Here is a 22,230-nt window from a genome sequence, read left to right on the forward strand (position 1 = left end):
CCGGCCATCGAACATACGATGGGCGGGAACCGGTGCGGTGGGCCCAGCGACACCGTGCCGCGCAACCGATCGCTCGGGGTGGGAGAGGCATGGCACAGGCCGCCGCCGACACAGCGCGGACCGTCATCCTGACCGTGGACGACGACCCGGGGGTCTCCCGCGCCGTCGCCCGCGACCTCAGACGGCGCTACGGCGAGTCGTACCGGATCGTGCGCGCCGAGTCCGGCGAGTCGGCGCTGGAGGCGCTGCGCGAGCTGAAGCTCCGCGGCGACCTGGTCGCGGTGATCCTCGCCGACTACCGGATGCCGCAGATGAACGGCATCGAGTTCCTGGAAGAGGCCCTTGACGTGTACCCGGGGGCGCGCCGGGTGCTGCTGACCGCGTACGCGGACACCAACGCGGCGATCGACGCGATCAACGTCGTCGACCTGGACCACTACCTGCTCAAGCCGTGGGACCCGCCGGAGGAGAAGCTCTACCCGGTGCTGGACGACCTGCTGGATGCCTGGCGCACCAGCGCCTACCGGCCCGTGCCCAGCACCAAGGTCGTGGGGCACCGGTGGTCGGCACGCTCCTCGGACGTGCGCGAGTTCCTGGCCCGCAACCAGGTGCCCTACCGCTGGTACTCGGTCGAGGAACCGGAGGGGCAGCGGCTGCTGGCCGCCGCCGGGCAGGACGGGCAGCGGCTGCCGCTGGTGATCACCCCGGACGGCACGGTGCTGGTCGAGCCCGAGGCGCCCGAACTGGCCGCGCGGGTGGGCCTGGCGACCATGCCGACGGCCGACTTCTACGACCTCGTCGTGATCGGCGGCGGGCCCGCCGGGCTCGGGGCCGCCGTCTACGGGGCCTCGGAGGGGCTGCGGACGGTGCTCGTGGAGCGCTCGGCGACCGGCGGCCAGGCCGGGCAGAGCTCCCGGATCGAGAACTACCTGGGCTTCCCGGACGGCGTCTCCGGTGCCCAGCTCACCGACCGGGCGCGGCGGCAGGCCGCCAAGTTCGGCGCCGAGATCCTCACGACGCGCGAGGTGACGGCCCTGGAGGTGAACGGGGCGGCGCGGATCGTGCGGTTCGCGGACGGCTCGGCGATCGCGGCGCACAGCATCATCCTGGCGACGGGTGTGCAGTACCGGCAGCTGGAGGCCGAGGGCTGCACCGATCTGACGGGCTGCGGGGTGTTCTACGGCTCGGCGCTGACCGAGGCGTCCTCCTGCCAGGGGCACGACGTGTACATCGTCGGTGGCGCCAACTCGGCCGGGCAGGCGGCGATGTACCTGTCCAGGTTCGCCAAGTCGGTGACGCTGCTGGTGCGCGGCGCCGACCTGTCGGCGTCGATGTCGCACTACCTGATCCAGCAGATCGAGGAGGCGCCGAACATCGCGGTGCGCAGCCACACGGTGGTCCACGCGGCGCACGGGACCGACCGCCTGGAGCGCCTGACGCTGCGCCACGTGGCCGGCGGGGAGACCGAACAGGTCGAGGCGCAGTGGATGTTCGTGTTCATCGGCGCGGCCCCGCTGACCGACTGGCTGGGCGACACGGTGGCGCGCGACGGGCGCGGGTTCATCCTGGCCGGCCCCGACCTGACCGCCGACGGACGGCCGCCGGCGGGCTGGGAACTGGACCGGCCGCCTTACCACCTGGAGACCAGCATTCCCGGCGTGTTCGTCGCGGGCGACGCGCGCGCCGAGTCCGCCAAGCGCGTCGCGTCCGCCGTCGGAGAGGGAGCCATGGCCGTCATGCTCGTCCACCGGTATCTGGAGCAGTCATGAGCGGGCAGGTCCTGCCGTGCAACCCCAAGGAGATCGGCTCCCTGTTCCTCTTCGAGAAGCTGGCGCCCGAGCAGCTCGGGCGGCTGTGCAGCGAGGGCCGGGTGGAGCTGTTCCAGCCCGGTCAGGTGTACACCGAGGGTGACCCCGCCACCTGCTTCTTCGTGATGGTCGAGGGCACGGTCGTGCTGTCGCGGCGGGTGGGCCACGACGACGTGGAGGTGAGCCGGACCTCGCAGCGCGGGGTGTACGCGGGTGCCATGCAGGCGTACCTCGGGGACCGGGTGCGCCAGGTGTACAACAACTCGATGCGGGTGACGGAGCCGACCCGGTTCTTCGTGCTGCCGTCGGACACCTTCGCCGAGGTCATGAGCGAGTGGTTCCCGATGGCCGTGCACCTGCTGGAGGGGCTGTTCTTCGGTGCGAAGAGCGCCCAGGCGGCGATCGGGCAGCGGGAACGGCTGCTGGCGCTCGGCTCGTTGTCCGCCGGGCTCACCCACGAGCTGAACAACCCGGCGGCGGCCGCCGTCCGGGCCACCGCCACCCTGCGGGAGCGGGTGGCGAAGATGCGGCACAAGCTCGCCGTCATCGCCGAGGGCCCGTTCTCCCGGGACGCGCTGGCGAGTCTGATCGAGATCCAGGAGCGCACCGCCGAGCGGGTCGCCAAGGCCCCGGCGCTCAGTCCGCTGGAGGCGTCCGACCGGGAGGACACGCTCACGGACTGGCTGGAGGACCACGGCATCGACCACGGCTGGCAGCTCGCGCCCACGTTCGTGCAGGCCGGGCTCGACGTCGACTGGCTGGAGCAGGTCGCCGCCGCGGTGGACGCGGAGATCCTGCCGGGCGCGGTCGGCTGGCTCAACTACACCGTCGAGACCGAGCTGTTGATGAACGAGATCGACGACTCCACCACCCGGATCTCGCACCTCGTCGACGCGGCCAAGCAGTACTCGCAGCTCGACCGGGCGCCCTACCGCGTGGTGGACGTCCACGAACTGCTCGACAGCACGCTGCTGATGCTGTCCGGCAAGATCGGCTCGCGCATCCAGGTGGTCAAGGAGTACGACCGCACGCTCCCGCAGGTGCCCGGCTACCCGGCGGAGCTGAACCAGGTGTGGACCAACCTCATCGACAACGCGGTGTGCGCCATGAACGGCGCGGGCGGCGAGGGCACGCTGACCGTACGGACGGCGCTGGACCACGAGCGGGTGCTGGTCGAGTTCCGGGACACCGGCCCCGGGGTGCCGCCGGAGATCAGGAGCCGTATCTTCGACCCGTTCTTCACCACCAAGCCGGTCGGCCAGGGCACCGGGCTCGGCCTGGACATCTCCTGGCGGATCGTCGTCAACAAGCACCACGGCACGCTGCAGGTCGAGTCGGTGCCCGGCGACACCCGGTTCCAGGTGCTGCTGCCGCTGACCGCCGAGGTGCCGGACGAGGTGCCGGCCGAGATGTCCGCCCCGACCCCCGAGGAGGCAGCATGAGCGACGAGTCCGCGATCGACCCCGGGGTGCCGCCGAGCGGCACCGGGTGCGTGGAGTGCGAGGAGGCCGGCGGCTGGTGGTTCCACCTGCGACGGTGCGCCAGTTGCGGCCACATCGGCTGCTGCGACGACTCCCCCGCCAAGCACGCCACCGCGCACTACCGGGAGACCGGGCACCCGGTGATCCGCAGCTTCGAACCCGGCGAGGCATGGTTCTGGAACTTCGCCACGGACGAGCTGTACGCCTCGGGCCCCGAACTCGCCCCGCCGGAGAGCCACCCCGCCGACCAGCCCGCCCCCGGACCGGCGGGCCGGGTACCGGCGAACTGGGCGGAGACGCTGCGCTGAGGAACCGCCGGTAGGGCGCGAGAGCCCGCAGCACTCCGGCGCGGTTCAGTTCCGAAACCTCCGAGGGCACGCAGGGTCTCGTCGTTCGTCCTGCGGAGCTGTTCGTCGAGCGCCCGCAGGGCCCACCGTCCAGGGGGCGGCGTATCGAAGACGCCCGGTCAGCGGTGGCAGTCGAGGCTGTGCGGGGGGACGGCGTCGGCCAGGGTGCGCATGCCCTGGTCGTCGAGGTGCAGGTGGTCGCCGTTGTCGAGGTGGGGCCTGAGCCGTTCGGGGTCGTGGGGGCTGCGCAGGGCGCGGTCGAAGTCGGCGACCGCGTCGAACTCCCGGTCGGTGCGCAGGAAACGGTTGACCTCCTGGCGGACGGCCTCGGCGGCCGGGTCCCATTCGGGCCAGCTCTTGAACGGGGTCACGGTCGCGACCACCAGGCACTTGCCGGCCGCGTGCACCCGCCGGGCGAGGCCGCGGTAGCCGGCGATCAGGTCCGCCGCGGTGACGCCGGTGTGGGCCTTGAGGTCGTTCACGCCCTCGAAGAGCAGCACGGTGCGCACGCCGGGCAGGGAGAGGACGTCCCGGTCGAGGCGGTGCAGGGCGCTCGGCCCGGAGCCGTCGGCGAGCACCTTGTTGCCGGAGATCCCCGCGTCGGCGACGCCCCTGACCGTCGTGCCGGCTGCCGCTCCGGTCAGCCGTCTGGCGAGGTAGTCGGGCCAGCGCCGGTCCAGGCCGGCGCTGGACTGCCAGCCGTCGGTGAGGGAGTCGCCGAGCGCCGCCACGGCACCGGTGGCGGGGTCCGCGGGGCGCACGGAGACGGCGTCGAGGTACCACCAGGAGCCGGTCGTGTGCCGCCAGCCGGCCGCGCCTTGCGCTGCGCCGTGGTCGCCGTGGTCGCCGTGGGCGAGGTACGACGTCTGCAGGGCCATCCCGTGACCGGTGGCCGGTCCCGCCGCGTCCGGGGTGTGCAGGCTGACGGCCACGTCCGCGCCGGCGGGCACGTTCCCCGGCACCGGGTCGCTCCACACGAGCGCGCCGGCCGGGACGGTGACCGTACGGGACCCGGCGAAGGTCAGCGGGCGGTTGCTGCCCGGACGCAGTGCGGCGCCACGGGCGCGCAGCCCGGCGTGGACGCCGTCGAAGGTGAGCGGGCGGTCGCCGAAGGCGTTGGACAGGCGCACGCGCAGGTCGGTGCCGCCGACGCTGGTGCGCACGACGAGCCGGTAGCCGCGGCCGGCGCCGCCGTCGTCCAGGCGGTCGGCGCTCGCCGCCCAGGTGACCACCCCGGAGCCGGCGGGCGCGGGGACGCCCGGGACCGGCCGGGCGGGCGGTGCGGTGGCCCGGGCGGGTGCCGACTCGCAGGCGAGGAAGAGCAGCAGGACGGCGGCGACGCGGCACACGCACCGCGACCGGCCGTTCACCGGTGGTGGTCCCTGAGGATGACGGACCCGCCGGGCTCCGGGCGGGCCGTTGGGGACGTGCCTGCGTGTTCCACGAAGGCCATCGTCCCGCCGATGCCGTGCGGGCGCACCTCCGCCCGTGTCCGGCCGGGTCGGTCCGGACGCGCGGATGCCCCGCACGAGGCGGGGCATCCGGTCGAGCGGTGTGGTGCTGCCGTCCGTCAGTGGCGGGCGGCCGGCGTGTTGGCGGCGGTCACGTTGACCGCGGCCCACGCCTTGTCCACCGTCTTGTACTCGGTGCTGGTGGCCCCGTACAGGTCCTTGGCCGCCTTCAGCGTCGCGACACGCGCGTCGTGGAAGTCGGTGGTGGAGACCATGTAGCGGGTCAGCGCACGGTAGAAGATGGCGGTGGCCTTGGTACGGCCGATGCCCTTGACCGTGGAGCCGTTGAACGTCGGCGAGTTGTAGTTCACGGTGCCGATCGTCTTCTTGCCACTGCCCTCGGCGAGGAGGTAGTAGGCGTGCGAGGAGACGCCGGAACCGGCGTGCACCTCGGTGTAGTACGTGTCCGTCGACCAGTAGTCGACCGTGCCCTCGAGCTTGTCGAGCGAGGGGTGGTCGAGGCGGCGCAGGAACTTCTGGGCCAGGCCCAGCTTCTCGCCGATCAGGTAGTCCGGCGTGTCCTTGGCGTTCTTCGCGTAGAACTCAACGTTGGAGCCGAAGATGTCCGCGAGGGACTCGTTGAGCGCGCCGGGCTCGCCGTACTGGTTGCCGCGGTCGTCGACGAAGGTCGGCTCCAGCTTCGCGGTCGCCTCCACCACGCCGTGGGTCAGCTCGTGGCCGGTGACGTCGAGGACGACGAGCGGCTTCTTGAAGACGCTGCCGTCGCCGTCGCCGTACAGCATGCAGTTGCAGGTCGGGTCCCAGAACGCGTTGCCGACCTTGTTGCCCCAGTGGACCATGCCGCGGGCAGCCTTGGAGTTGTTGGCTATGCCCTTGCGGTTGAAGGTGCTCTTGTAGAAGTCCAGCGTCTTGGTGATGCCGAACTGGGCGTCGGCGGCGGCGCTGGCCCGGCTCGTGGTCGTGCCGTTGCCCCACACGTCGGTGGTGTTGGTGAACTTCGTGCCGGAGCCGAAGCTCTCCGTCTTCCGGTTCTTGGCGTCCCGGACCTCGGTGCCGTAGCGGGTCGGGTCCTTGAGCTGGTAGTGGCCGCGCGACGTCGCCGTGGTGGTGAGACCGACGTTGCCCACGAAGAGGGTCTTGCCGGTGCCGTGGGCGGTGGCCGGGTAGCTCGTCGCGCCGGAGACGCCCGAGCCGGCCAGGCCGGCGGAGCCGGAGCCGGAGGCGGTGCCGGTGGCCGGGTCGACCGTCTCGCCGCGCTTGCGCAGCGTGTCGATCAGCTTCGGCGACAGGAACTCGTCGGCGACGGGGGTGTTGCTGCGCACCTTGCCGGTGACGGCGTCGACGACGACGGTGCTCGCGCTGCCCTTGTCGGTCACCGTCACCTGGTAGGCCAGGGTGGCGGCGCCGTCACGGGCGTCCAGGACGAGCTGGGCGCTGCCGGCGTCGCCCTTGGCGGCCTGGGCGGCCTTCGCCGCGGCCTGACCGGCGGTCAGCTTGGCGCTGGTCGTGGCCGGCTTGACGGCGTGGTCGGCGGCGCGGGTGACACCCGCGTAGGCGAGCTGCCGGTTCAGGTGGACGACGAGGTCGCCGCCGAGCACCGGGAGTCCGTTGTGCGTACGGACGAAGCGGACGTGACGCGCGCCCTCGGGGTCGAGGAGCACGTCCTGGGCGTGGAGTTCGTCACCGTGCGAGACACCCGTCGCCGAAGCGTGGGCGAAGGCCGCGGTGCGCGCCGCCTCCACCACCAGCGTGGCGGTCGAGGTGGCGGACGCGGCGGACCGCTCCACCCCCGTGGAGGGACCCGCGAAGGCCGTACCGGCCAGGCCCGTGGCAGCCGTCGCCACCGCGACGGCGACCGCCACGGTACGTATGTGCGGTCTACGCAATCTGATCAGGGTTCCTTCGTTCGAAGGCAGCCGGAAGCACCAACCGCCTTGAGAAATGGCCCTGTTGAGGGCCATCGGGAGCTGGTCTGGCCCCCGGGGGCAACCCTTGCGGATCAGTCATGCACACGTAAAGCCGGAATGATCCATTTCGCGGGTTTCTATGGCAATCCTTTACAAATGCCATCCGCTGGGTGATCACTTGCCGACCCACTGTGTGTCGGCTGTGGAGACGCCCCCCTCTTCCCCTAGGTTCCCAGGCCGGAATGTGACCGATGTCGCATCAAGGGCCGCCGGAACGGACGGGAAAAGCAGATGATCTCATCAATCGTGGGCAAGGGTGCGGTACTCGGGACGATCGCACTGTCCCTGCTCGCGGTCCCGGCCCGGGCGGCCGGACCGCACACGGACCCGGAGGCGTCGGCGACGCTCCCGGCGCCCGACGCCACCGGCCTGATCGAGGTGCTGCGCACGGCGGTGACCGAGGGCGCGCCCGGGGCGCTGGCCGAGGTCGACGACAACGGCAGCAGCTACCGGCTGGCCCGCGGTGTGGCCGACCGCGGCACCCGGCAACTCATCAGCACCGACGACCGCTTCCGCATCGGCAGCGTGACCAAGACGTTCTCGACCGTGGTCCTGCTGCAGCTGGCGGACGAGCACCGGCTGGACCTCGACGCCCCGGTCGACCGCTACCTGCCCGGGCTGCTGCCGGACGACCGGATCACGGTCCGGCACCTGCTGAGCCACCGCAGCGGACTGTACGACTACACCAACGACATGTTCGCCCGGAGCGTCCCCGGCTTCGAGGCGGTGCGCGACAAGGTCTTCACCTACGGGCAGCTGGTCCGGCTCTCGCTCACCAAGCCCCGCACCAACGAGCCGGGCGCCGCCTACGCCTACTCGAACACCAACTTCGTCGTGGCGGGCATGCTCATCGAGAAGCTCACCGGACACCCGGTCAAGACCGAGTACGACAACCGCATCCTGAAGCCGCTGAAGCTGACCGACACCTTCTACGTCCACCCCGACACCCGGATCCCCGGCCGGTACGCCCGCGGCTACCTCACCCCCGACACCGCCGGCGCCCCGCTGGTCGACGCCACGGCCCAGACCGCGTCCTGGGCGCAGAGCGCGGGTGCCCTCATCTCCAGCGCCCGGGACCTGAACACCTTCTTCTCCGCGCTGCTCGGCGGGAAGCTGGTGTCCCCGGCACGGCTCGCCGAGATGGAGCGCTTCACCCGGGTCGATGCGAAGACGTCGTACGGTCTCGGGCTGCGCCGCCGCGATCTGTCCTGCGGTGTCTCGGTGTACGGCCACACGGGCGCGGTGCAGGGCTACTACACGTACGCGTTCGCCACGAAGGACGGCAGGCGCAGTGTCACCGCCGCGGCCACCACCTCGAACAACGGCAAGGTGCTCACCACCCTGGGCGGCGTGCTGGAGTCGGCGTTCTGCGGCAAGCAGGCCAAGGCCCGGAGCCTCCCCGCGGCCGGGGCGCCGGACCTGACACAGTAGCGGCGCGCGGGGAACGGCGGCGCCCCGGACGGGCGTGACGGAACCGCGACCTGGCGTGATCTTGGCGGAACGGCACCGTCCGGGACACGATGCCCCCCATGAAGGGTGATCTCTTTTCCAGTCAGCACATGGTCGCGCCGGCCGTCGAGCCGGGGATGTCCGTCGAGAACGCCAAGTGCATCAAGTACGCGGTCAGCGGCGAGATGTACGCCCGCCAGGGGGCGATGATCGCGCACCGCGGCAACCTGCAGTTCGAACGCAAGGGCCAGGGCGTGGGCGGCATGCTCAAGCGCGCGGTCACCGGCGAGGGCCTGCCCCTGATGGCGGTCCGCGGCCAGGGCGAGGTCTGGTTCGCGCACGAGGCGCAGAACTGCTTCGTCGTCGAGGTGGAGCAGGGCGACCAGTTCACCGTCAACGGCCGCAACGTCCTGTGCTTCGACCCGTCGTTGTCGTACGAGATCAGGACCGTCAAGGGCTCCGGCATCGCCGGCGGCGGCCTGTTCAACAGCGTGTTCAGCGGACAGGGCAGGCTCGGACTGGTCTGCGAGGGCAACCCGCTGGTCATACCGGTGTCGGCGCAGCAGCCGGTCTACGTCGACACCGACGCGGTGGTCGGCTGGACCGCGCACCTGCAGACCTCCCTGCACCGCTCGCAGTCGATCGGCTCGATGCTGCGCGGCGGTTCCGGTGAGGCGGTGCAACTGATGCTCCAGGGCGAGGGGTTCGTCGTGGTGCGGCCGAGCGAGGCGACACCCCAGAAGGCGCAGCAGCACTGACCCGCCCCGCGGGGCGGACCCCGCCGCGCGGTGATCGGGGCGCGAGGCAACCCCGGTGACCGTTCCCGCGTCTTGTCCGACAGCAGACCGAGCCCTGGCCCCCGGGTCAGGGCATGCTTTCGGCGTGCTATACACCCTATGTATACACGTCGTGTATAGAAAGGTACGCATGTACGGCAAGGCTTTCGCCCCCGAGTACCAGGGCGCCCTGACCACCCTGTCCGTGAACTCCTCGCTGACCGACGTGCTGGCCGAGGGCACCGAACGCCTGCGCGAGGCCGAGCGTTCGGGCAGCCCCGGCGAGGCGGCCCGCTGCGGGCTGGCCGTCGCCGAGGCGCACCGGCGGCTCGGCCAGGTGCGGGACGCCGACCGGGCCTGGAAGGCGAGCTACCGGGCGGCCCGCGAGGCCGGGGACACGGCCGCGATGGCCTGGGCGCTGTGGAGCGGCGGCACCCTCGCCCGCCAGCGCGGGGCGTTCCCGCTGGCCTGGCGGCTGCTCGGGCTCGCCGCCGAACTCGGCGAGCGGGGCGGGGACGTGGTGGTGCGCGGCTACTCGCTCGCCGGACTCGCCGAGACCGGCCGCATCCAGGGAGACTACGCCGCCGTGGCCCGCCTGCACGAGCAGTTGCTGGCCGAGGCCCGCCGGCGGGGGGAGGCCCGGCACACGGTGTGGGCGCTGGAGGGCATCGCCCAGATCCACCGCAACACCGGCGACCACGACCGGGCGTACGCGCTCTTCGCGGAGGCGGCCGAGATAGCCGAGCGGGCGGAGGACCGGCGTGGGCACGCCTGGGCGCTGCGCGGGCTCGCCGACGTCCTCTCGGTCCGCGACGGGGACACCGAGCGGGCGCTGGAACTGCTGGCCCGGGCCGAGGAGTCGTGCCGGGCGATGAACCTGTCCAGCGCGCTCGCCTACAACCACAAGATGCGCGGAAACGTGCTGTACCGCGCGGGCCGTTACCCCGAGGCGCGGGACCTGTACCGGCTGGCCCTGGAGGAGTTCCGCGCGATGAGCGAGCCGCGCGGTGAGGCGCTGTCCCGCCTCGGACTCGCCAAGTCGCTGGCCCGCCTCGGCCGCGACCGCGCCGAGACCGCGGCCGAACTCGCCGATCTGGCGGGCATCCTGGAGCGCTGCGGGCTGCGGCACGCACGGGAGATGGTGGCCCGCGCCCAGGAGGAGTTCGGCCTGGTGGCGGAGGCCGTACGGTGACCGCCCTCCCCTCGGCGGCGCAGGCACCGCCCCTCGCCTCCGGACTCCTCGACGACTGCCGGGAACTGGTGCGGCCCGCCCTCGCCGAGGCGGTGGGCCGGCTGCACCCGTGGACGGCCGAGATGGCCGGGTACGCCTTCGGCTGGTGCGAGGTCGGCGGCGCGCCGGCCGACGCGTCCGGCGGCAAGGGCGTACGGCAGGCGCTGGCACTGCTGGGCGCACGGGCGGCCGGGGCCGACGCGCGGGCCGGGGTCCCAGCGGCGGTCGCGGTGGAGCTGGTGCACGCCTTCTCCCTGCTGCACGACGACATCATGGACGGCGACGCGACCAGGCGGGGCCGCCCGGCCCTCTGGCATGCGTACGGCACCGGTCCCGCGGTGCTCGCCGGGGACGCGCTGTTCGCCCTGGCCGTGGAGACCCTCGCGACGGCGCCCGGCGGACCCGGTGCGGTGCGGCTGCTGTCCGCCGCGCTGGCCGACCTGGTCCGCGGGCAGGCCGACGACCTGCTGTTCGCCGCGCGGCCCTGGACCGGGCCGCGGCGGGTGACGCCCGAGGAGTACCGGGTGATGGCCGAGCACAAGACGGGCGCGCTGCTCGGCTGCGCGGTGGCGCTGGGCGCGGCGCTCGGCGGGGCGTGCGGGCCGGACGTGGCCGCGCTGGACCGGGCCGGGCGCCATCTGGGCGTCGCCTTCCAGCTGGTGGACGACGTGCTCGGCCTCTGGGGCGACCCGGCCGTCACCGGCAAGCCGGTGGGCGGCGATCTGCGCGAGGGCAAGAAGACCTTCCCGGTCCTGGCCGCCCTTGACTCCCCCGCCGCCCGTCACCTGCCCGCACTCCTGGCCGGACCGGGCCGCGCCGAGGAGGCGGCGGCGCTGGTCGAACAGGCCGGCGGCCGTGCCGCCGCGCTGGCCGAGGCCCACGCGCACACCGCCGCCGCACGGGCCCTGCTCGCCCGGCCGGCGCTGGCCGCCGGTCCCGTCGCCGAGCTGCTGGGACTGCTCGACCGGCTGGCGGACCGCCCCTGGTGAAACGGTGTTGACCCGGTCCCCTCCGGCGGGTCAGGGTGCCAACGGCGCGGTCCCCAGTCCCGCGCCGGGAAGGTGAACCACCTTGATCGGCATCTCGGACATCGAAGCCGCCGCCCGGCGGATCGCCGGACACGTCGTACGGACGCCGACGGTACCGAGCCCGGGGCTCACGGCGCTGCTCGGCGTCCCGGTCACCGCCAAGCTGGAACTGCTCCAGCGCACCGGCTCGTTCAAGGCGCGCGGGGCGACGGCCAAGCTGCTGTCGCTGAGCGAGGCCGAGCGGGCGGCCGGGGTGGTGGCGGTCAGCGGCGGCAACCACGGCATCGCCCTCGCGGTGATGGCGGCGGCCCTCGACGTGAAGGCGACCGTGGTCATGCCGCGCACCGCTCCGGCCCGCTCCATCGAGCTGGTCGAGCAGGCCGGGGCGTCGCTGCGGCTGACCGACGGCATGGACAGCGCCTTCGCATTGGTGCTCCGGCTGCGGGACGAGGGCCTCACCCTGGTCCACCCGTTCGACGACCCGGTCGTGATCGCCGCCCAGGGCACCGTGGGTCTGGAGCTCGCCGAGGACGTGCCGGACGGCGAGGAGCCCACGGACGTGCTGGTCAGCGTCGGCGGCGGGGGCCTGATCGCCGGAGTGGCGGCCGCGCTGCGCGCCCGCTTCCCGGACGTGCGGGTGTGGGGTGTGGAGACGGAGGGCGCCGAGGCCATGGCCGCCGCGCTGCGGGCGGGCGGCCCGGTGCAGGTGCCGGTGTCCTCGCTCGTCACCACGCTGAGCGCGCCCTCGGTGTCCCGGCTGACCCACGACCATGTGTCGGCGCTGGTCGAGGAGGTCCTGGTGGTGCCGGACCGGGAGGCCGTGCGGGGCTGCCTCGACCTCGCGGACCGGGCCAAGCTGTGGGCGGAGCCGGCCGCCGGCTGCCTGGTGCCGGCGGCCCGGCAGGTCGTGGAACGGGTCGGCGGCGGCGCCCGGCTGGGTCTCGTGGTGTGCGGCGGGAACACCACCCCCGCCGAGATGTACGGCTGGGCGGACAGCTTCGGGCTGCTCTGAACGCGTCCCCAACCGGACGTTTACCGTCGGTTACCCGCAGGTGGATCCCGTCCCGCACATCCGTTCCCCAAACTCCCCGGCCACCGCAGGTTTTGAATAAAAGGCAAGAAGGGGGCCCGAGTTGAAGATTCTTTGAACACACCCCCACGGGCCGCGCGTACCTCTGGGAAAGGACGAGTCGGGGGTTTCAGCGAGGTATGACCATGGTCGAGCCGCACGTCCACACATCCGGGCCGGTGGCCGGCCGGTACCGGCTGGTCGAGGTCGTCGCGCGGGAGACGAACCGTCTGTGGTGGCACGCCGAGGACGTGACGGCGCACCGGTCCCTGCTGGCGTCGCAGGTCGCCCTCCCGGCGGACTGCGACGCCGACACCCTGCGCCGCGCCACCGCCCGGGTCGTGCGCACCTCGGAGATCATGCGGCTGCTGTGCCCCGGCCGGGTCGCCGCCGTCGTGGACGCCGTCGTGGAGGGGGGCGACCTGTGGACGGTCGCGGAGCGGATCGACGGCACCCCGCTGAGCGAACTCCTCGACCGTACGGGCCCGTTCGGGCCGGCGCGGGCGGCCCGCATCGGCCTCGACGTGCTCGACGTGCTCCAGGCCGCGCACGACGAGGGCATCACCCACGGCGAGCTGAGCCCCGGGCAGATCTTCGTCCCGGACTCGGGCCCGGCCGTCGTCGCCGGGTTCGGCCTGGCGGGCACGACCCTGGTGCCCAGGCTCACCGCGCCGTCGTACGCCTCACCGGAGCAGGCCCGCGACGAGCGCATCGGGCCGGCCGCCGACCTGTGGGCGCTCGGCGCCGTCCTCTACACCTCGGTCGAGGGACGCCCGCCGTTCCGCGACCGCGGCCGGCCCGACGCCACCCTGCGGGCCGTGGACCGGCTGCCCCTGCGCGCCCCGCTGCGCACCGGCGAACTCACCCAGGCCGTGCAGGGGCTGCTGCGCAAGAACTCCCGCGAGCGACTGACCCGGCCGGTGGTCCGCGCGGCCCTGACCCGTGCCCTCGACGACGACACCGCCCCGGACCCCGCCCCCTGTCCCTCCCCCGCGCCCGCACCGCCACCGGCGCCCCGGCCCGGCGACGAGACGGCATCGGGGAGCGGGGCCGCGGCCGAACCCTGGTCCGACGACGCGCCCGCGCCAGGGCCCGATACCGCGGGCACGCCCGGGCCCGGCGACGCATCCGCGGCCTGGCCCGGCGACGCACACGCGCCCCGGACCGATGGAGCCCGGCCCGGTTCCGCGTCCGCGCCCTGGTCCGACGACGCACCGGCGCCCTGGCCCGGCGACGCATCCGCGGCCTGGCCCGGCGACGCACGCGCGCCCCGGACCGAGGCCGCGCCCGGCGACGGCACCTCCGGGTCGGACGGCGGGCACACCGCACCGCGGTGGCGCGGGGCGGCCCGCGGACGCCTGCTGACGGCGGTCGGCACCACGCTCGCGGTCGTCACCGTCGCCGCCGCCGTGCTGGCCGCCACCCACCACCTGCCCGGCCTCTCCGGCGCAGGGGCGGCCGGCCGGCCCGGCGCGGCCTCCGCCCCGCCGGCCGAGGGCACCGCGGGGCGCACGCCCGGCCGGAGCACCGGCCCGGCCCCGACCACCGCCGGCCCGGCCCCGACCACCGCCGGCCCGGGCCCGAGCGCCACCCCCGGCGGCTCCGCCGCCGTCCCGGACGGCTACCGCCGCTACACCGCCCCCGAGGGCTTCTCCGTGGCGCTGCCGGACGGCTGGAAGCGGCTGAGCACCGTGCGCGCCTCCCGACTGGTCTATCGCGTCACCTTCGGAACCGGCGACGGCTCCCCGGCCCTCGCCGTCACCCACAGCGACCGGGTCGGCCCGGACCCGGCCGCCGTGTGGCGCGACGACGTCGAGCCGCAGCTCAGGCAGCTCCCCGGCTACCAGCGGGTGGCCGGCGCGGTGCCCACCACCTACCAGGGGCACCGCGCCGCCGACCTGGAGTGGCTGTCCGGGACCGGGGACGCGCGGGCGCACACCTTCGGCCGCGGTTTCCTGCTCGGCGGCGGGCAGGGCTTCTCCCTGCGCTTCACCACGCCTGCGGCCGCCTGGAACACCGCCGCGAACCGCCTGGCGCTGCGGACCTTCCTGGGCACCTTCCGCCCGTCCGGCGGCTGACCCGCCCGTGCGGGGGCCGACCCGCGCGGTCGGCCGTTTTCGGTCCCTCAGCCCGGGGACTCGCCTTCCATGGTGCAAATCGGATACACGATGATGACCGAACAGGCCGGTCCCCGTGACCTGGTGGACCACGTGGTGCGCGCCGAGGAGGCGGGCTTCGACTTCTCGGTGACCTCCGACCACTACTTCCCCTGGCTGCGGGCGCAGGGCCACGCCCCCTACGCGTGGAGCGTGCTCGGCGCCGCCGCGCAGGCCACCTCGCGGATCGGGCTGATGACGTACGTGACCTGCCCGCTGATCCGCTACCACCCGGCGGTCGTGGCGCAGAAGGCGGCGACCATGCAGCTGCTCGCGGAGGGCAGGTTCCGGCTCGGGCTGGGCGCCGGCGAGAACCTCAACGAGCACGTGGTCGGTGGCGGCTGGCCCCCGGTGGACGTCCGCCACGAGATGCTCGAGGAGGCCGTGGGGATCATCCGCTCCCTCTTCGAGGGCGGCCACGTCACGCACCACGGCACGCACTACGACGTGGAGTCGGCACGGCTGTGGGACCTGCCCGACGAGCCGACGCCGATCGGCCTCGCGGTCTCCGGCGAGCGGTCCTGCAAGCTCGCCGGCGAGCTGGCCGACCTGGTCATCGCCACCGAGCCGAAGAAGGGCCTGCTGGACGCCTTCGACCGGCACGGCGGGACCGGCAAGGGACGGGTGGGGCAACTCCCGGTGTGCTACGACCCGGACCGGGAGGCGGCGGTCAAGCGGGCGCACGCCCAGTTCCGCTGGTTCGGCCTCGGCTGGAAAGTCAACGCCGAGCTGCCGCACCCCGACTCCTTCGAGTCCGCCACCCAGTTCGTGACCACCGACGACGTCGCCTCGTCGATCCCCTGCGGCGACGACCCGGACGCCTTCGTGGAGGCCGTGCGCCCCTACGCCGAGGCCGGCTTCGAGGAGATCGCCCTGGTGCAGATCGGCGGCGACTCGCAGCCGGAGTTCCTCGACTGGTCGGCGAAGACCCTGCTGCCCGCCCTGCGGGAGGCGCTCGGCTGACCCGCGAGGCCCTACCGCTACCCGAACCCGCGAAATTCAGTCGGCCGGGTGAGCATTGCTGGCGGGAAAGGGGTACTAGAGGGCTCTATGCCGATCGTCTCGGAGGCCCTCGCGTGAACCCGTTCGTGCACAGAACACTGGTGGTACAGCTCCAGGCGGGCGGTACCGGCCGGTGTCCGGTGCTCGCCCACCTGAGTTACGACGCCGACGACCCGTTCGCCGTCACCGTCGTGTTCGGTCACGACGGCCATGTGCTGGCCCGCTGGCGGCTGGACCGGGAGATGCTCGCCGACGGCCTGGTCAAGAGCGTCGGCGTCGGGGACGTGCGGCTCCGCCCGGTCGACACCGGCATGTCGCGCGATTCGCGCGAGCTGCGGATGGAGTTCCTCGGGGACGCCCGGCCCGACGGCGGGCGGCACCACGCGGTGGTGTTCGCCTGGGCGCCCACCGTCGCCGCGTTCCTGCGCGAGACGCACCGGGTGGTGGCGCCCGGGCAGGAGGAGGTCCCGGTCGACGAACTGCTCGCGGACATCCTCAGCGGGGCTGAGTAGCGGTACTCATGCCCGGGCCCGCCGGCCGGCACCACGATGGGGTTCCTTCGACGCCGAGGCCAAGGAGCCCCGCCATGACCGCAGTGCACTCCCTCGCACCCTCCGTGCCGCGCCGCGTGCCGCCCGCCGTGTTCGCGGGCGTGGCCGCCGTGGGCCTCGCCGTGTCGGCGTGGGACGTGCGCGACCGCACCACCTGGTTCCTGGAGACGTTCTGGGCCCTGGCCGGGCTGCCCCTGGTGGTGCTGCTCTGGCGGCGCTTCCCGCTCACCGGGCTGCTGTGCGGCCTGCTGGCCGCCCACACCCTGGTGCTCGCGGTCGGCGGTCACTACACGTACGCGCAGGTGCCGGCGGGCGACTGGGTGCGGGACGCCTTCGGGCTGTCGCGCAACCCTTACGACCGGTTCGGGCACCTGATGCAGGGCTTCGTCCCGGCCGTCCTGGTGCGCGAACTGCTCACCCGTACCTCGCCGCTGCGCGGCAGCCGCTGGCTGGCGCCTCTCACCGTGTGCGCCTGCCTCGCCTTCAGCGCCTTCTTCGAGCTGCTGGAATGGGCGGCCGCCGAGATCGGCGGGCACGGCGCGGACGCCTTCCTCGCCACCCAGGGGGACGTGTGGGACACGCAGTGGGACATGTTCTGCGCCCTGATCGGCGCGGTGCTGTCGCTGCTGGTGCTCAGCAGGGTGCACGACCGTCAGCTCGCGGCCCTGGAGGCCCGCGCCGCCGCCTAGGGCGTCGTGTCCGCCGCTACTTGTGCGGCTCGGCCGGCCGGTCCGGCCGGCCGGACGTCTCGTGCGGCCCGCTGGTGTGCTGCCGGCGTGCCCACAGGGGAAGGGCGTACCAGCACAGCAGGTACCAGGTGACCACCCCCGCGACCAGCCAGGGCACGTAGGGGTCGTGCGTGGCCACCCGCAGGACGAGCAGCAGGGACGAGGTCATGGTGGCGAGCAGCAGGAGCAGCCCGACGAACGTCATACGGGAGGCCAGCCGCACCGCCTGCGGCTTGACCCGGCGGCCCGCGACCAGACGATGCAGGGAGACCGGGCCGATGAGGGCGCCGGTCGCGCAGGCGCCCAGCACGACGGTCACGATGTAGATGACCTGGTCGAGGTGGGCGAGGGTGGCGTACTTCGCCTGGAAGACGACGGTGAGCAGGAACCCGAAGAGGATCTGGACGCCGGTCTGGGCCACCCGGACCTCCTGGATCAGCTCGGCCCACATCCGGTCGGCCCGCTCCTCCTCCGTCTCGTCGCGCCCCGTGCGCCGTCCCTCCTGCGTCATGCGGTGCGTGTAACCGTCGGGGCGTTCGTTCAAACGGTTGGTGCTCCGGGCGTCACCAGCGGTGCTCGACCTGCTCCTTGATCCGCCGCTCGTACAGGTCGCGGATCGCGGTGAAGGTCTCCTCGGGCAGCGGCGGCAGCTTGGCGGCGGCCGCGTTGGCGCGGGCCTGGTCCTGGTTGCGGGCGCCGGGGATCACCGTGGTGACTCCGGGCTGCTCGATGATCCAGCGCAGCGCGAGCTGGGCCGGGGTGAACCCCTCGGGGGTGAGCGCGGCGAACTCGGCCGCGGCCTCGACGCCGGTCGCGTAGTCGACCCCGGAGAAGGTCTCGCCCTGGTCGAACGCCTCGCCGTGCCGGTTGTAGGTGCGGTGGTCGTCAGCGGCGAAGACGGTGTCCTTGGTGTACTTGCCCGACAGCAGGCCGGACGCGAGCGGCACGCGCGCGATGACGCCGACGCCCGCCTCACGGGCCGCCGGGAGCACCTCGTACAGGGGCTTCATGCGGAACGGGTTGAGGATGATCTGCACGCTCGCCACGTTCGGGCGGGCGATCGCGCTGAGCGCCTCGGCGCAGGTCTCCACGCTCACGCCGTACGCGGCGACGCGCTGCTCCTCGACCAGGGTGTCGAGGGCGTCGAACACCTCGTCGGAGGAGTACACGGGGGTCGGCGGGCAGTGCAGTTGCACCAGGTCGATGCGGTCGACGCCGAGGTTGCGGCGGGACCGGTCGTTCCAGGCACGGAAGTTGTCCAGGACGTAGTTGGCGGGGATCTGCTCCACCCGGCGGCCCATCTTGGTGGCCACCAGGACGTGCAGGTCGGGCCTGCTGCTCAGGAACGTGGAGATGGTCGACTCGCTGCGCCCGTCGCCGTACACGTCGGCCGTGTCGAAGAAGGTCACGCCCGCCTCGGCCGCCGCCTCCAGGACCTTCTCGGCCTCCTTGTCGTCCACGTCGCCCCAGTCGGCGCCCAGCTGCCATGTGCCGAGGCCGACGACCGATGCCCACTGACCCGACCTGCCGATTACGCGTTCGTCCATGGCGCCAGTGTGTCATCAGGGCGCGTGTGCCGCGGAACGGGGCGCTCCGCCGGGCCGCCGGTGCGTCGCCCGGTCGGCCGGGTGCCCGGCGCCGGGTCCGGGTCCGGCGGCACGGGTGGGCGCGGTGGGTCAGGCGGGGCGGGACGGACCGGAGGCCCGGTGTGCGTCCGGTCCGGGCGTCAAGTGCGCCTGTACGAGGGGGCCGTAGCGGTCCGCGATGGCGTCGGTGCCGGTCTCGCGCAGGTGCGGCCCGCGCGCGATGCCGTACATGACACCGAGGCCGAGGAGCGCGGCGACGGCGAGTTCGGCGCGCAGGCCCGCGTCGGGGCCGGGGAGCCGGCCGGCGAGGCGTTCGGTCACCTGGGCGCGGAAGTTGGCCCGCAGGACGTCGCCGTGGTCGCCGTGCAGGGGGGCGAAGGCGATGCGCAGCAGCGGGTCGGCTCCGCGCTCGCGCTGGCTGGCCAGCACATGGCGGACCATGTGCCGGCCCAGCTCCTCCAGGGGTGCGTCGAGCAGGTCGTCGGCGTCGGTGTCGAAGGACATCACGCGGGCGAAGAGGGTGTCCTTGTTTCCGAAGTACTTCAGGATCAACGGCGGGCTGACACCGGCCCGTTCGGCGACGGCGCGCAGCGTGATGTCGGCGTGGGCGTGCCGGGCCAGCAGGTACCGGGCCGCCTTCAGGATGGCGGCCTTGGTGGCCTCCGCGTCGCGGCGGCCCGTGGCGGCCGGCGCGGGACCGGACGGAGTGCTCACGGCACTCACGCTCCCTCCATCGCCCCGTCGCGCGCGCCCCGGGTGGCGCCCCGGGCCGGCCGGGTGTCGTCGGAGGGACGGTCGCCGGGGATCGACAGGGCCGCGGCGCAGGCGGCCAGGGCGACCGCGCCGGCCATCGCGAACGCCAGCAGGTAGCCGTGCAGCGTGGGCACGGCGAGGCCGCCGAGCGGGCTGCTGTGGTGCACGAGGACGGCGGCGACGGCGGCGCTGGAGGTCGCCTGGCCGATGGTGCGCATCAGGACGTTGACCCCGTTGGCGGAGGCCGTCTGGCCGGCCGGGACGGCGCGAAGGATCAGAGTGGGCAGCGCCGAGTAGGCGAGGGTGGTGCCGGTGGCGACCACGGTGGCACCCAGGATGATCATCCACAGGTCGCGGCTGTCGGCGATGCGCAGCGCGTAGCCGCAGGCGATGACGGCGGCCCCGAGCGCGAGGGTGATACGGGGACCGCGGGCCGCCGAGATGCGGGCGGACAGCGGCGAGAAGAGCAGCATGGTGACGCCGCCGGGCAGCAGGCACAGGCCGGTGGCGACGATCGAGAGCCCGAGGCCGTAGCCGGTCGCCTTGGGCGCCTGGACGAGCTGGGCGGTCACGAGCGAGTTGGCGTAGAAGGCGAACCCGGTGAGCAGGGCGGCCACATGGGACAGGCCGACCCGGGGCCGGCTGACCAGGCGCAGGTCGACGAGCGGGCGCGGGGTGCGCAGTTGCTGCCACCACCACAGGGCGAGGACGGTGACGGCCGTGGCGAACAGGCCGAGGACCCGCGGGCTGCCCCAGCCCCAGGTGCCGCCCTGCGAGACGGCGAGCAGCAGGCAGGTGAGACCGGCGGCGATGCCGAGGGCGCCGAGCACGTCGAAGCGGCCCGGTTCACGTACGGGCGACTCCTTGACCGCCCACCAGGTGGCCGTCACGCCGGCCGCTCCGAGGGCGCTGGTCAGCCAGAACATGGTGTGCCAGTCGGCGTACTGGATGACGAGCGCGGCGAGCGGCAGGCCGAGGGCGGCGCCGATGCCGACCGTGGAGCTCATCAGGGCCACCGCCGAACCCCGTCGCTCCGGGGGGAGTTCGTCGCGCAGGATGCTGATCGACAGCGGGACGACGGAGGCGGCGGCCCCCTGCAGCGCGCGGGCGGCGATCAGTACGGCGATGTCGGAGGAGAGCGCGCACATGACCGAGCCCGCGGTCATCAGCACGAGGGCGGCCGTGAGGACCCGGCGCTTGCCGTACATGTCGCCGGCCCGGCCGAGCACCGGGGTGAGCACCGCGCCGGAGAGCAGGGTCGCCGTGACCATCCAGGAGACCGTCGCCGCGGAGGCCCCGGTGAGCCGGGGCAGGTCGGGCAGGAGCGGGACGACCACGGTCTGCATGACCGCCATGAGGATGCCGCCCGACGCCAGCACCGGAATGGTGAGGCGGTCCCGCAGCGGGGGCGCCCCGGGGGTGGTGCCGGACGGCGGTGGTATCGGGGCGGGATCCTGGTCCATCGACGCTCCTGCGGGCAGCACGGAATACAGGTGAATGACCATTCACCTTATCCAGTGAATGACCATTCACCAAGGCGGCCGGGGGCGGACGGGGGATCCGGTGCTAGTCCCGGTCGCCCGCCGACCGGGACTGCAGGGCGCGGGCCACCCGGGGACCGAGCCGGCGCTTGAGGGTGCGCAGGGCGTCGACCCGGCCGGCGGCCTTGTCGAGGCCGTAGTAGAGCTGGGGCGGGACGTACGGCAGCAGGGGCGAGTGGCGCTGGCCGAGCAGCGCGAACATACGGTGCGGCGGCAGGCCGATGTAGCGGGGCAGGTCCTCGTACCAGCGGGCGCTGTGGCGGGCCGCGCTCTGCGCGCCGAGCAGTTCGGACCGGCGGCGGCGCTCGTAGCCGGCCAGCGCGTCGGGCAGGGCGGTGTGCTCGCGCAGGGCGGCGGCCAGACCCATGGCGTCCTCCAGGGCGAGGGTGGTGCCGGCGCCGATGGAGTAGTGGGTCGTGTGGGCCGCGTCGCCGAGCAGGACGAGGTTGCCGCGGTGCCAGGTGCGGTTGGTGAGGGTGCGGAACCGCGGCCAGGGCAGGGGGCCGCCGGCCGGGGAGCGGCCGGTGAGCGGGTGGCCGTCGAGGATCCCGGCGAAGAGTCTCGCCAGCAGGGCGAGCGCCTCGCCCTCGTGCGCGCGGTCCAGGCCGAGGCCGGTGAGGGTTCGCGGGGAGCACTCCACCACGCAGGTGCTCCGCCCGTCGCCGCAGGCGTAGCCGTAGGCCCAGATCCATCCGTGACCGGTCTCGGTGAAGGCGAAGGTGAAGGCGTCGAAGACCTTGTCGGTGCCGAGCCAGGCGTAGTGGTTGCGGCCCTCCTGGAACCGGGCGCCGAAGTGGTCGGCGTACCGGGTGCGCAGAGCGCTGTGGACGCCGTCGGCCGCCACGACGAGGTCGGCCTCCGGCAGGTCGTCGGGCGTGACCTCGGACCCGAACTCGAGGCGCACGCCGAGCGAGCGGGCGCGGTCGGCGAGGATCGCGAGGAGGCGGTGGCGGCTGATGCCGTGGCCCTCGTCGCCGGGCTGCCGGGTGATCTGGCCGCGCACATGGGCCACGCCCTGGTCCCAGTGCACCGAGTGCTCCGCGACGGCGCGGGCGGAGTCGGGGTCGTGGCGGTGCAGCCGGTCGAGCAGGGTGCGCCAGTAGGTCACGCCCCAGCCGTGGGCCGAGCCCTCGGGGTCGCGTTCGTGGACGGTGACGTCGTGGGCGGGGTTCTGCCGCTTGAGCAGGATGGCGAGGTACAGGCCCGCCGGGCCTCCCCCGACACAGACGACCTTCACTTCGCACCCCTTCTGGTCACCGAACGTGCCCGGACGGGACCGCACCGT

The 22,230-nt window shown here is 73.5% G+C and carries 19 protein-coding genes; 12 read left to right on the forward strand and 7 right to left on the reverse strand.

Features of this window, described 5'->3' with window-relative positions:
* Positions 1–89: 89 nt before the first annotated feature.
* From B446_RS04230 to B446_RS04240, 3 genes are read left to right on the forward strand one after another with little or no spacing between them, the layout of a single operon-like run.
* Positions 90–1,769, forward strand: coding sequence for an FAD-dependent oxidoreductase (locus B446_RS04230; RefSeq protein ID WP_020938173.1), 1,680 nt, complete (start codon positions 90–92; stop codon positions 1,767–1,769).
* Positions 1,766–3,250, forward strand: a complete 1,485-nt coding sequence (locus B446_RS04235) for an ATP-binding protein (RefSeq protein ID WP_020938174.1) — start codon at positions 1,766–1,768, stop codon at positions 3,248–3,250. Before B446_RS04230 ends, B446_RS04235 begins: the two co-directional genes overlap by 4 nt.
* Entirely contained in the window at positions 3,247–3,597 is a 351-nt protein-coding gene (locus B446_RS04240; RefSeq protein WP_020938175.1) for a UBP-type zinc finger domain-containing protein, read from the forward strand. The genes B446_RS04235 and B446_RS04240 overlap by 4 nt, the downstream gene beginning before the upstream one ends.
* A 158-nt stretch (positions 3,598–3,755) precedes the next feature.
* On the opposite strand, the gene B446_RS04245 is transcribed toward B446_RS04240, so the two are convergent.
* Together B446_RS04245 and B446_RS04250 are read right to left on the reverse strand one after the other, a co-directional pair.
* On the reverse strand, positions 3,756–5,006 hold the full coding sequence (locus B446_RS04245) for an SGNH/GDSL hydrolase family protein (RefSeq protein ID WP_020938176.1): 1,251 nt from the start codon (positions 5,004–5,006) through the stop codon (positions 3,756–3,758).
* 200 nt (positions 5,007–5,206) lie between these two features.
* Positions 5,207–6,970 carry a M4 family metallopeptidase gene (locus B446_RS04250; RefSeq protein WP_020938177.1) on the reverse strand — a complete coding sequence of 588 codons (1,764 nt, stop codon included), beginning with the start codon at positions 6,968–6,970 and terminating at the stop codon, positions 5,207–5,209.
* A 336-nt stretch (positions 6,971–7,306) separates the two neighbouring features.
* On the opposite strand from B446_RS04250, the gene B446_RS04255 reads away from it, so the two are divergent.
* From B446_RS04255 to B446_RS04300, 9 genes are all read left to right on the forward strand, one after another.
* Positions 7,307–8,506, forward strand: coding sequence for a serine hydrolase domain-containing protein (locus tag B446_RS04255; RefSeq protein ID WP_052352125.1), 1,200 nt, complete (start codon positions 7,307–7,309; stop codon positions 8,504–8,506).
* A 98-nt stretch (positions 8,507–8,604) separates the two neighbouring features.
* Positions 8,605–9,282, forward strand: coding sequence for an AIM24 family protein (locus B446_RS04260; RefSeq protein WP_020938179.1), 678 nt, complete (start codon positions 8,605–8,607; stop codon positions 9,280–9,282).
* A 169-nt stretch (positions 9,283–9,451) separates the two neighbouring features.
* Positions 9,452–10,492, forward strand: coding sequence for a tetratricopeptide repeat protein (locus tag B446_RS04265; RefSeq protein WP_020938180.1), 1,041 nt, complete (start codon positions 9,452–9,454; stop codon positions 10,490–10,492).
* Positions 10,489–11,520, forward strand: coding sequence for a polyprenyl synthetase family protein (locus B446_RS04270; RefSeq protein WP_020938181.1), 1,032 nt, complete (start codon positions 10,489–10,491; stop codon positions 11,518–11,520). The genes B446_RS04265 and B446_RS04270 overlap by 4 nt, the downstream gene beginning before the upstream one ends.
* 82 nt (positions 11,521–11,602) lie before the next feature.
* Complete coding sequence (locus B446_RS04275; RefSeq protein ID WP_020938182.1) at positions 11,603–12,571, forward strand: threonine/serine dehydratase; 969 nt, start codon at positions 11,603–11,605, stop codon at positions 12,569–12,571.
* A 203-nt stretch (positions 12,572–12,774) separates the two neighbouring features.
* Complete coding sequence (locus B446_RS40115) at positions 12,775–14,706, forward strand: serine/threonine protein kinase (protein ID WP_419184146.1); 1,932 nt, start codon at positions 12,775–12,777, stop codon at positions 14,704–14,706.
* 69 nt (positions 14,707–14,775) lie between these two features.
* A complete protein-coding gene (locus B446_RS04290; RefSeq protein WP_020938184.1) occupies positions 14,776–15,747 on the forward strand; it encodes an LLM class F420-dependent oxidoreductase in 972 nt (323 codons plus the stop codon).
* Between the two features lie 113 nt (positions 15,748–15,860).
* Entirely contained in the window at positions 15,861–16,298 is a 438-nt protein-coding gene (locus tag B446_RS04295) for an SsgA family sporulation/cell division regulator (protein WP_020938185.1), read from the forward strand.
* 74 nt (positions 16,299–16,372) lie between these two features.
* On the forward strand, positions 16,373–17,026 hold the full coding sequence (locus tag B446_RS04300; protein ID WP_020938186.1) for a DUF2238 domain-containing protein: 654 nt from the start codon (positions 16,373–16,375) through the stop codon (positions 17,024–17,026).
* 16 nt (positions 17,027–17,042) lie between these two features.
* Here B446_RS04300 and B446_RS04305 read toward each other — a convergent pair whose 3' ends face one another.
* The 5 genes from B446_RS04305 to B446_RS04325 form a co-directional block, all read right to left on the reverse strand.
* On the reverse strand, positions 17,043–17,576 hold the full coding sequence (locus tag B446_RS04305) for a DUF6328 family protein (protein WP_052352244.1): 534 nt from the start codon (positions 17,574–17,576) through the stop codon (positions 17,043–17,045).
* A gap of 52 nt (positions 17,577–17,628) precedes the next feature.
* The gene (locus B446_RS04310) at positions 17,629–18,612 is read right to left on the reverse strand and encodes an aldo/keto reductase (RefSeq protein ID WP_020938188.1); all 984 of its coding nucleotides are present in this window, start codon (positions 18,610–18,612) and stop codon (positions 17,629–17,631) included.
* A gap of 129 nt (positions 18,613–18,741) precedes the next feature.
* Entirely contained in the window at positions 18,742–19,374 is a 633-nt protein-coding gene (locus B446_RS04315) for a TetR family transcriptional regulator (protein ID WP_020938189.1), read from the reverse strand.
* Positions 19,371–20,867 (reverse strand): MFS transporter, encoded by a 1,497-nt coding sequence (locus B446_RS04320; protein ID WP_020938190.1) that lies wholly within the window; start codon positions 20,865–20,867, stop codon positions 19,371–19,373. Before B446_RS04320 ends, B446_RS04315 begins: the two co-directional genes overlap by 4 nt.
* Before the next feature lie 103 nt (positions 20,868–20,970).
* Entirely contained in the window at positions 20,971–22,182 is a 1,212-nt protein-coding gene (locus B446_RS04325; RefSeq protein WP_020938191.1) for an FAD-dependent monooxygenase, read from the reverse strand.
* Positions 22,183–22,230 lie beyond the last annotated feature (48 nt).

Origin of the sequence: Streptomyces collinus Tu 365, from assembly GCF_000444875.1 — a bacterium.
GTDB classification, from domain to species: Bacteria; Actinomycetota; Actinomycetes; order Streptomycetales; family Streptomycetaceae; genus Streptomyces; species Streptomyces collinus_A.

Bases quoted from the DNA above. Each gene is read 5' to 3' on its own strand.
- B446_RS04230 (WP_020938173.1), top strand. From the start codon at position 90: ATGGCACAGGCCGCCGCCGACACAGCGCGGACCGTCATCCTGACCGTG.
- B446_RS04235 (WP_020938174.1), top strand. From the start codon at position 1,766: ATGAGCGGGCAGGTCCTGCCGTGCAACCCCAAGGAGATCGGCTCCCTG.
- B446_RS04240 (WP_020938175.1), top strand. From the start codon at position 3,247: ATGAGCGACGAGTCCGCGATCGACCCCGGGGTGCCGCCGAGCGGCACC.
- B446_RS04255 (WP_052352125.1), top strand. From the start codon at position 7,307: ATGATCTCATCAATCGTGGGCAAGGGTGCGGTACTCGGGACGATCGCA.
- B446_RS04260 (WP_020938179.1), top strand. From the start codon at position 8,605: ATGAAGGGTGATCTCTTTTCCAGTCAGCACATGGTCGCGCCGGCCGTC.
- B446_RS04265 (WP_020938180.1), top strand. From the start codon at position 9,452: ATGTACGGCAAGGCTTTCGCCCCCGAGTACCAGGGCGCCCTGACCACC.
- B446_RS40115 (WP_419184146.1), top strand. From the start codon at position 12,775: ATGGTCGAGCCGCACGTCCACACATCCGGGCCGGTGGCCGGCCGGTAC.
- B446_RS04290 (WP_020938184.1), top strand. From the start codon at position 14,776: ATGGTGCAAATCGGATACACGATGATGACCGAACAGGCCGGTCCCCGT.
- B446_RS04300 (WP_020938186.1), top strand. From the start codon at position 16,373: ATGACCGCAGTGCACTCCCTCGCACCCTCCGTGCCGCGCCGCGTGCCG.
- B446_RS04305 (WP_052352244.1), bottom strand. From the start codon at position 17,576: ATGACGCAGGAGGGACGGCGCACGGGGCGCGACGAGACGGAGGAGGAG.
- B446_RS04310 (WP_020938188.1), bottom strand. From the start codon at position 18,612: ATGGACGAACGCGTAATCGGCAGGTCGGGTCAGTGGGCATCGGTCGTC.
- B446_RS04320 (WP_020938190.1), bottom strand. From the start codon at position 20,867: ATGGACCAGGATCCCGCCCCGATACCACCGCCGTCCGGCACCACCCCC.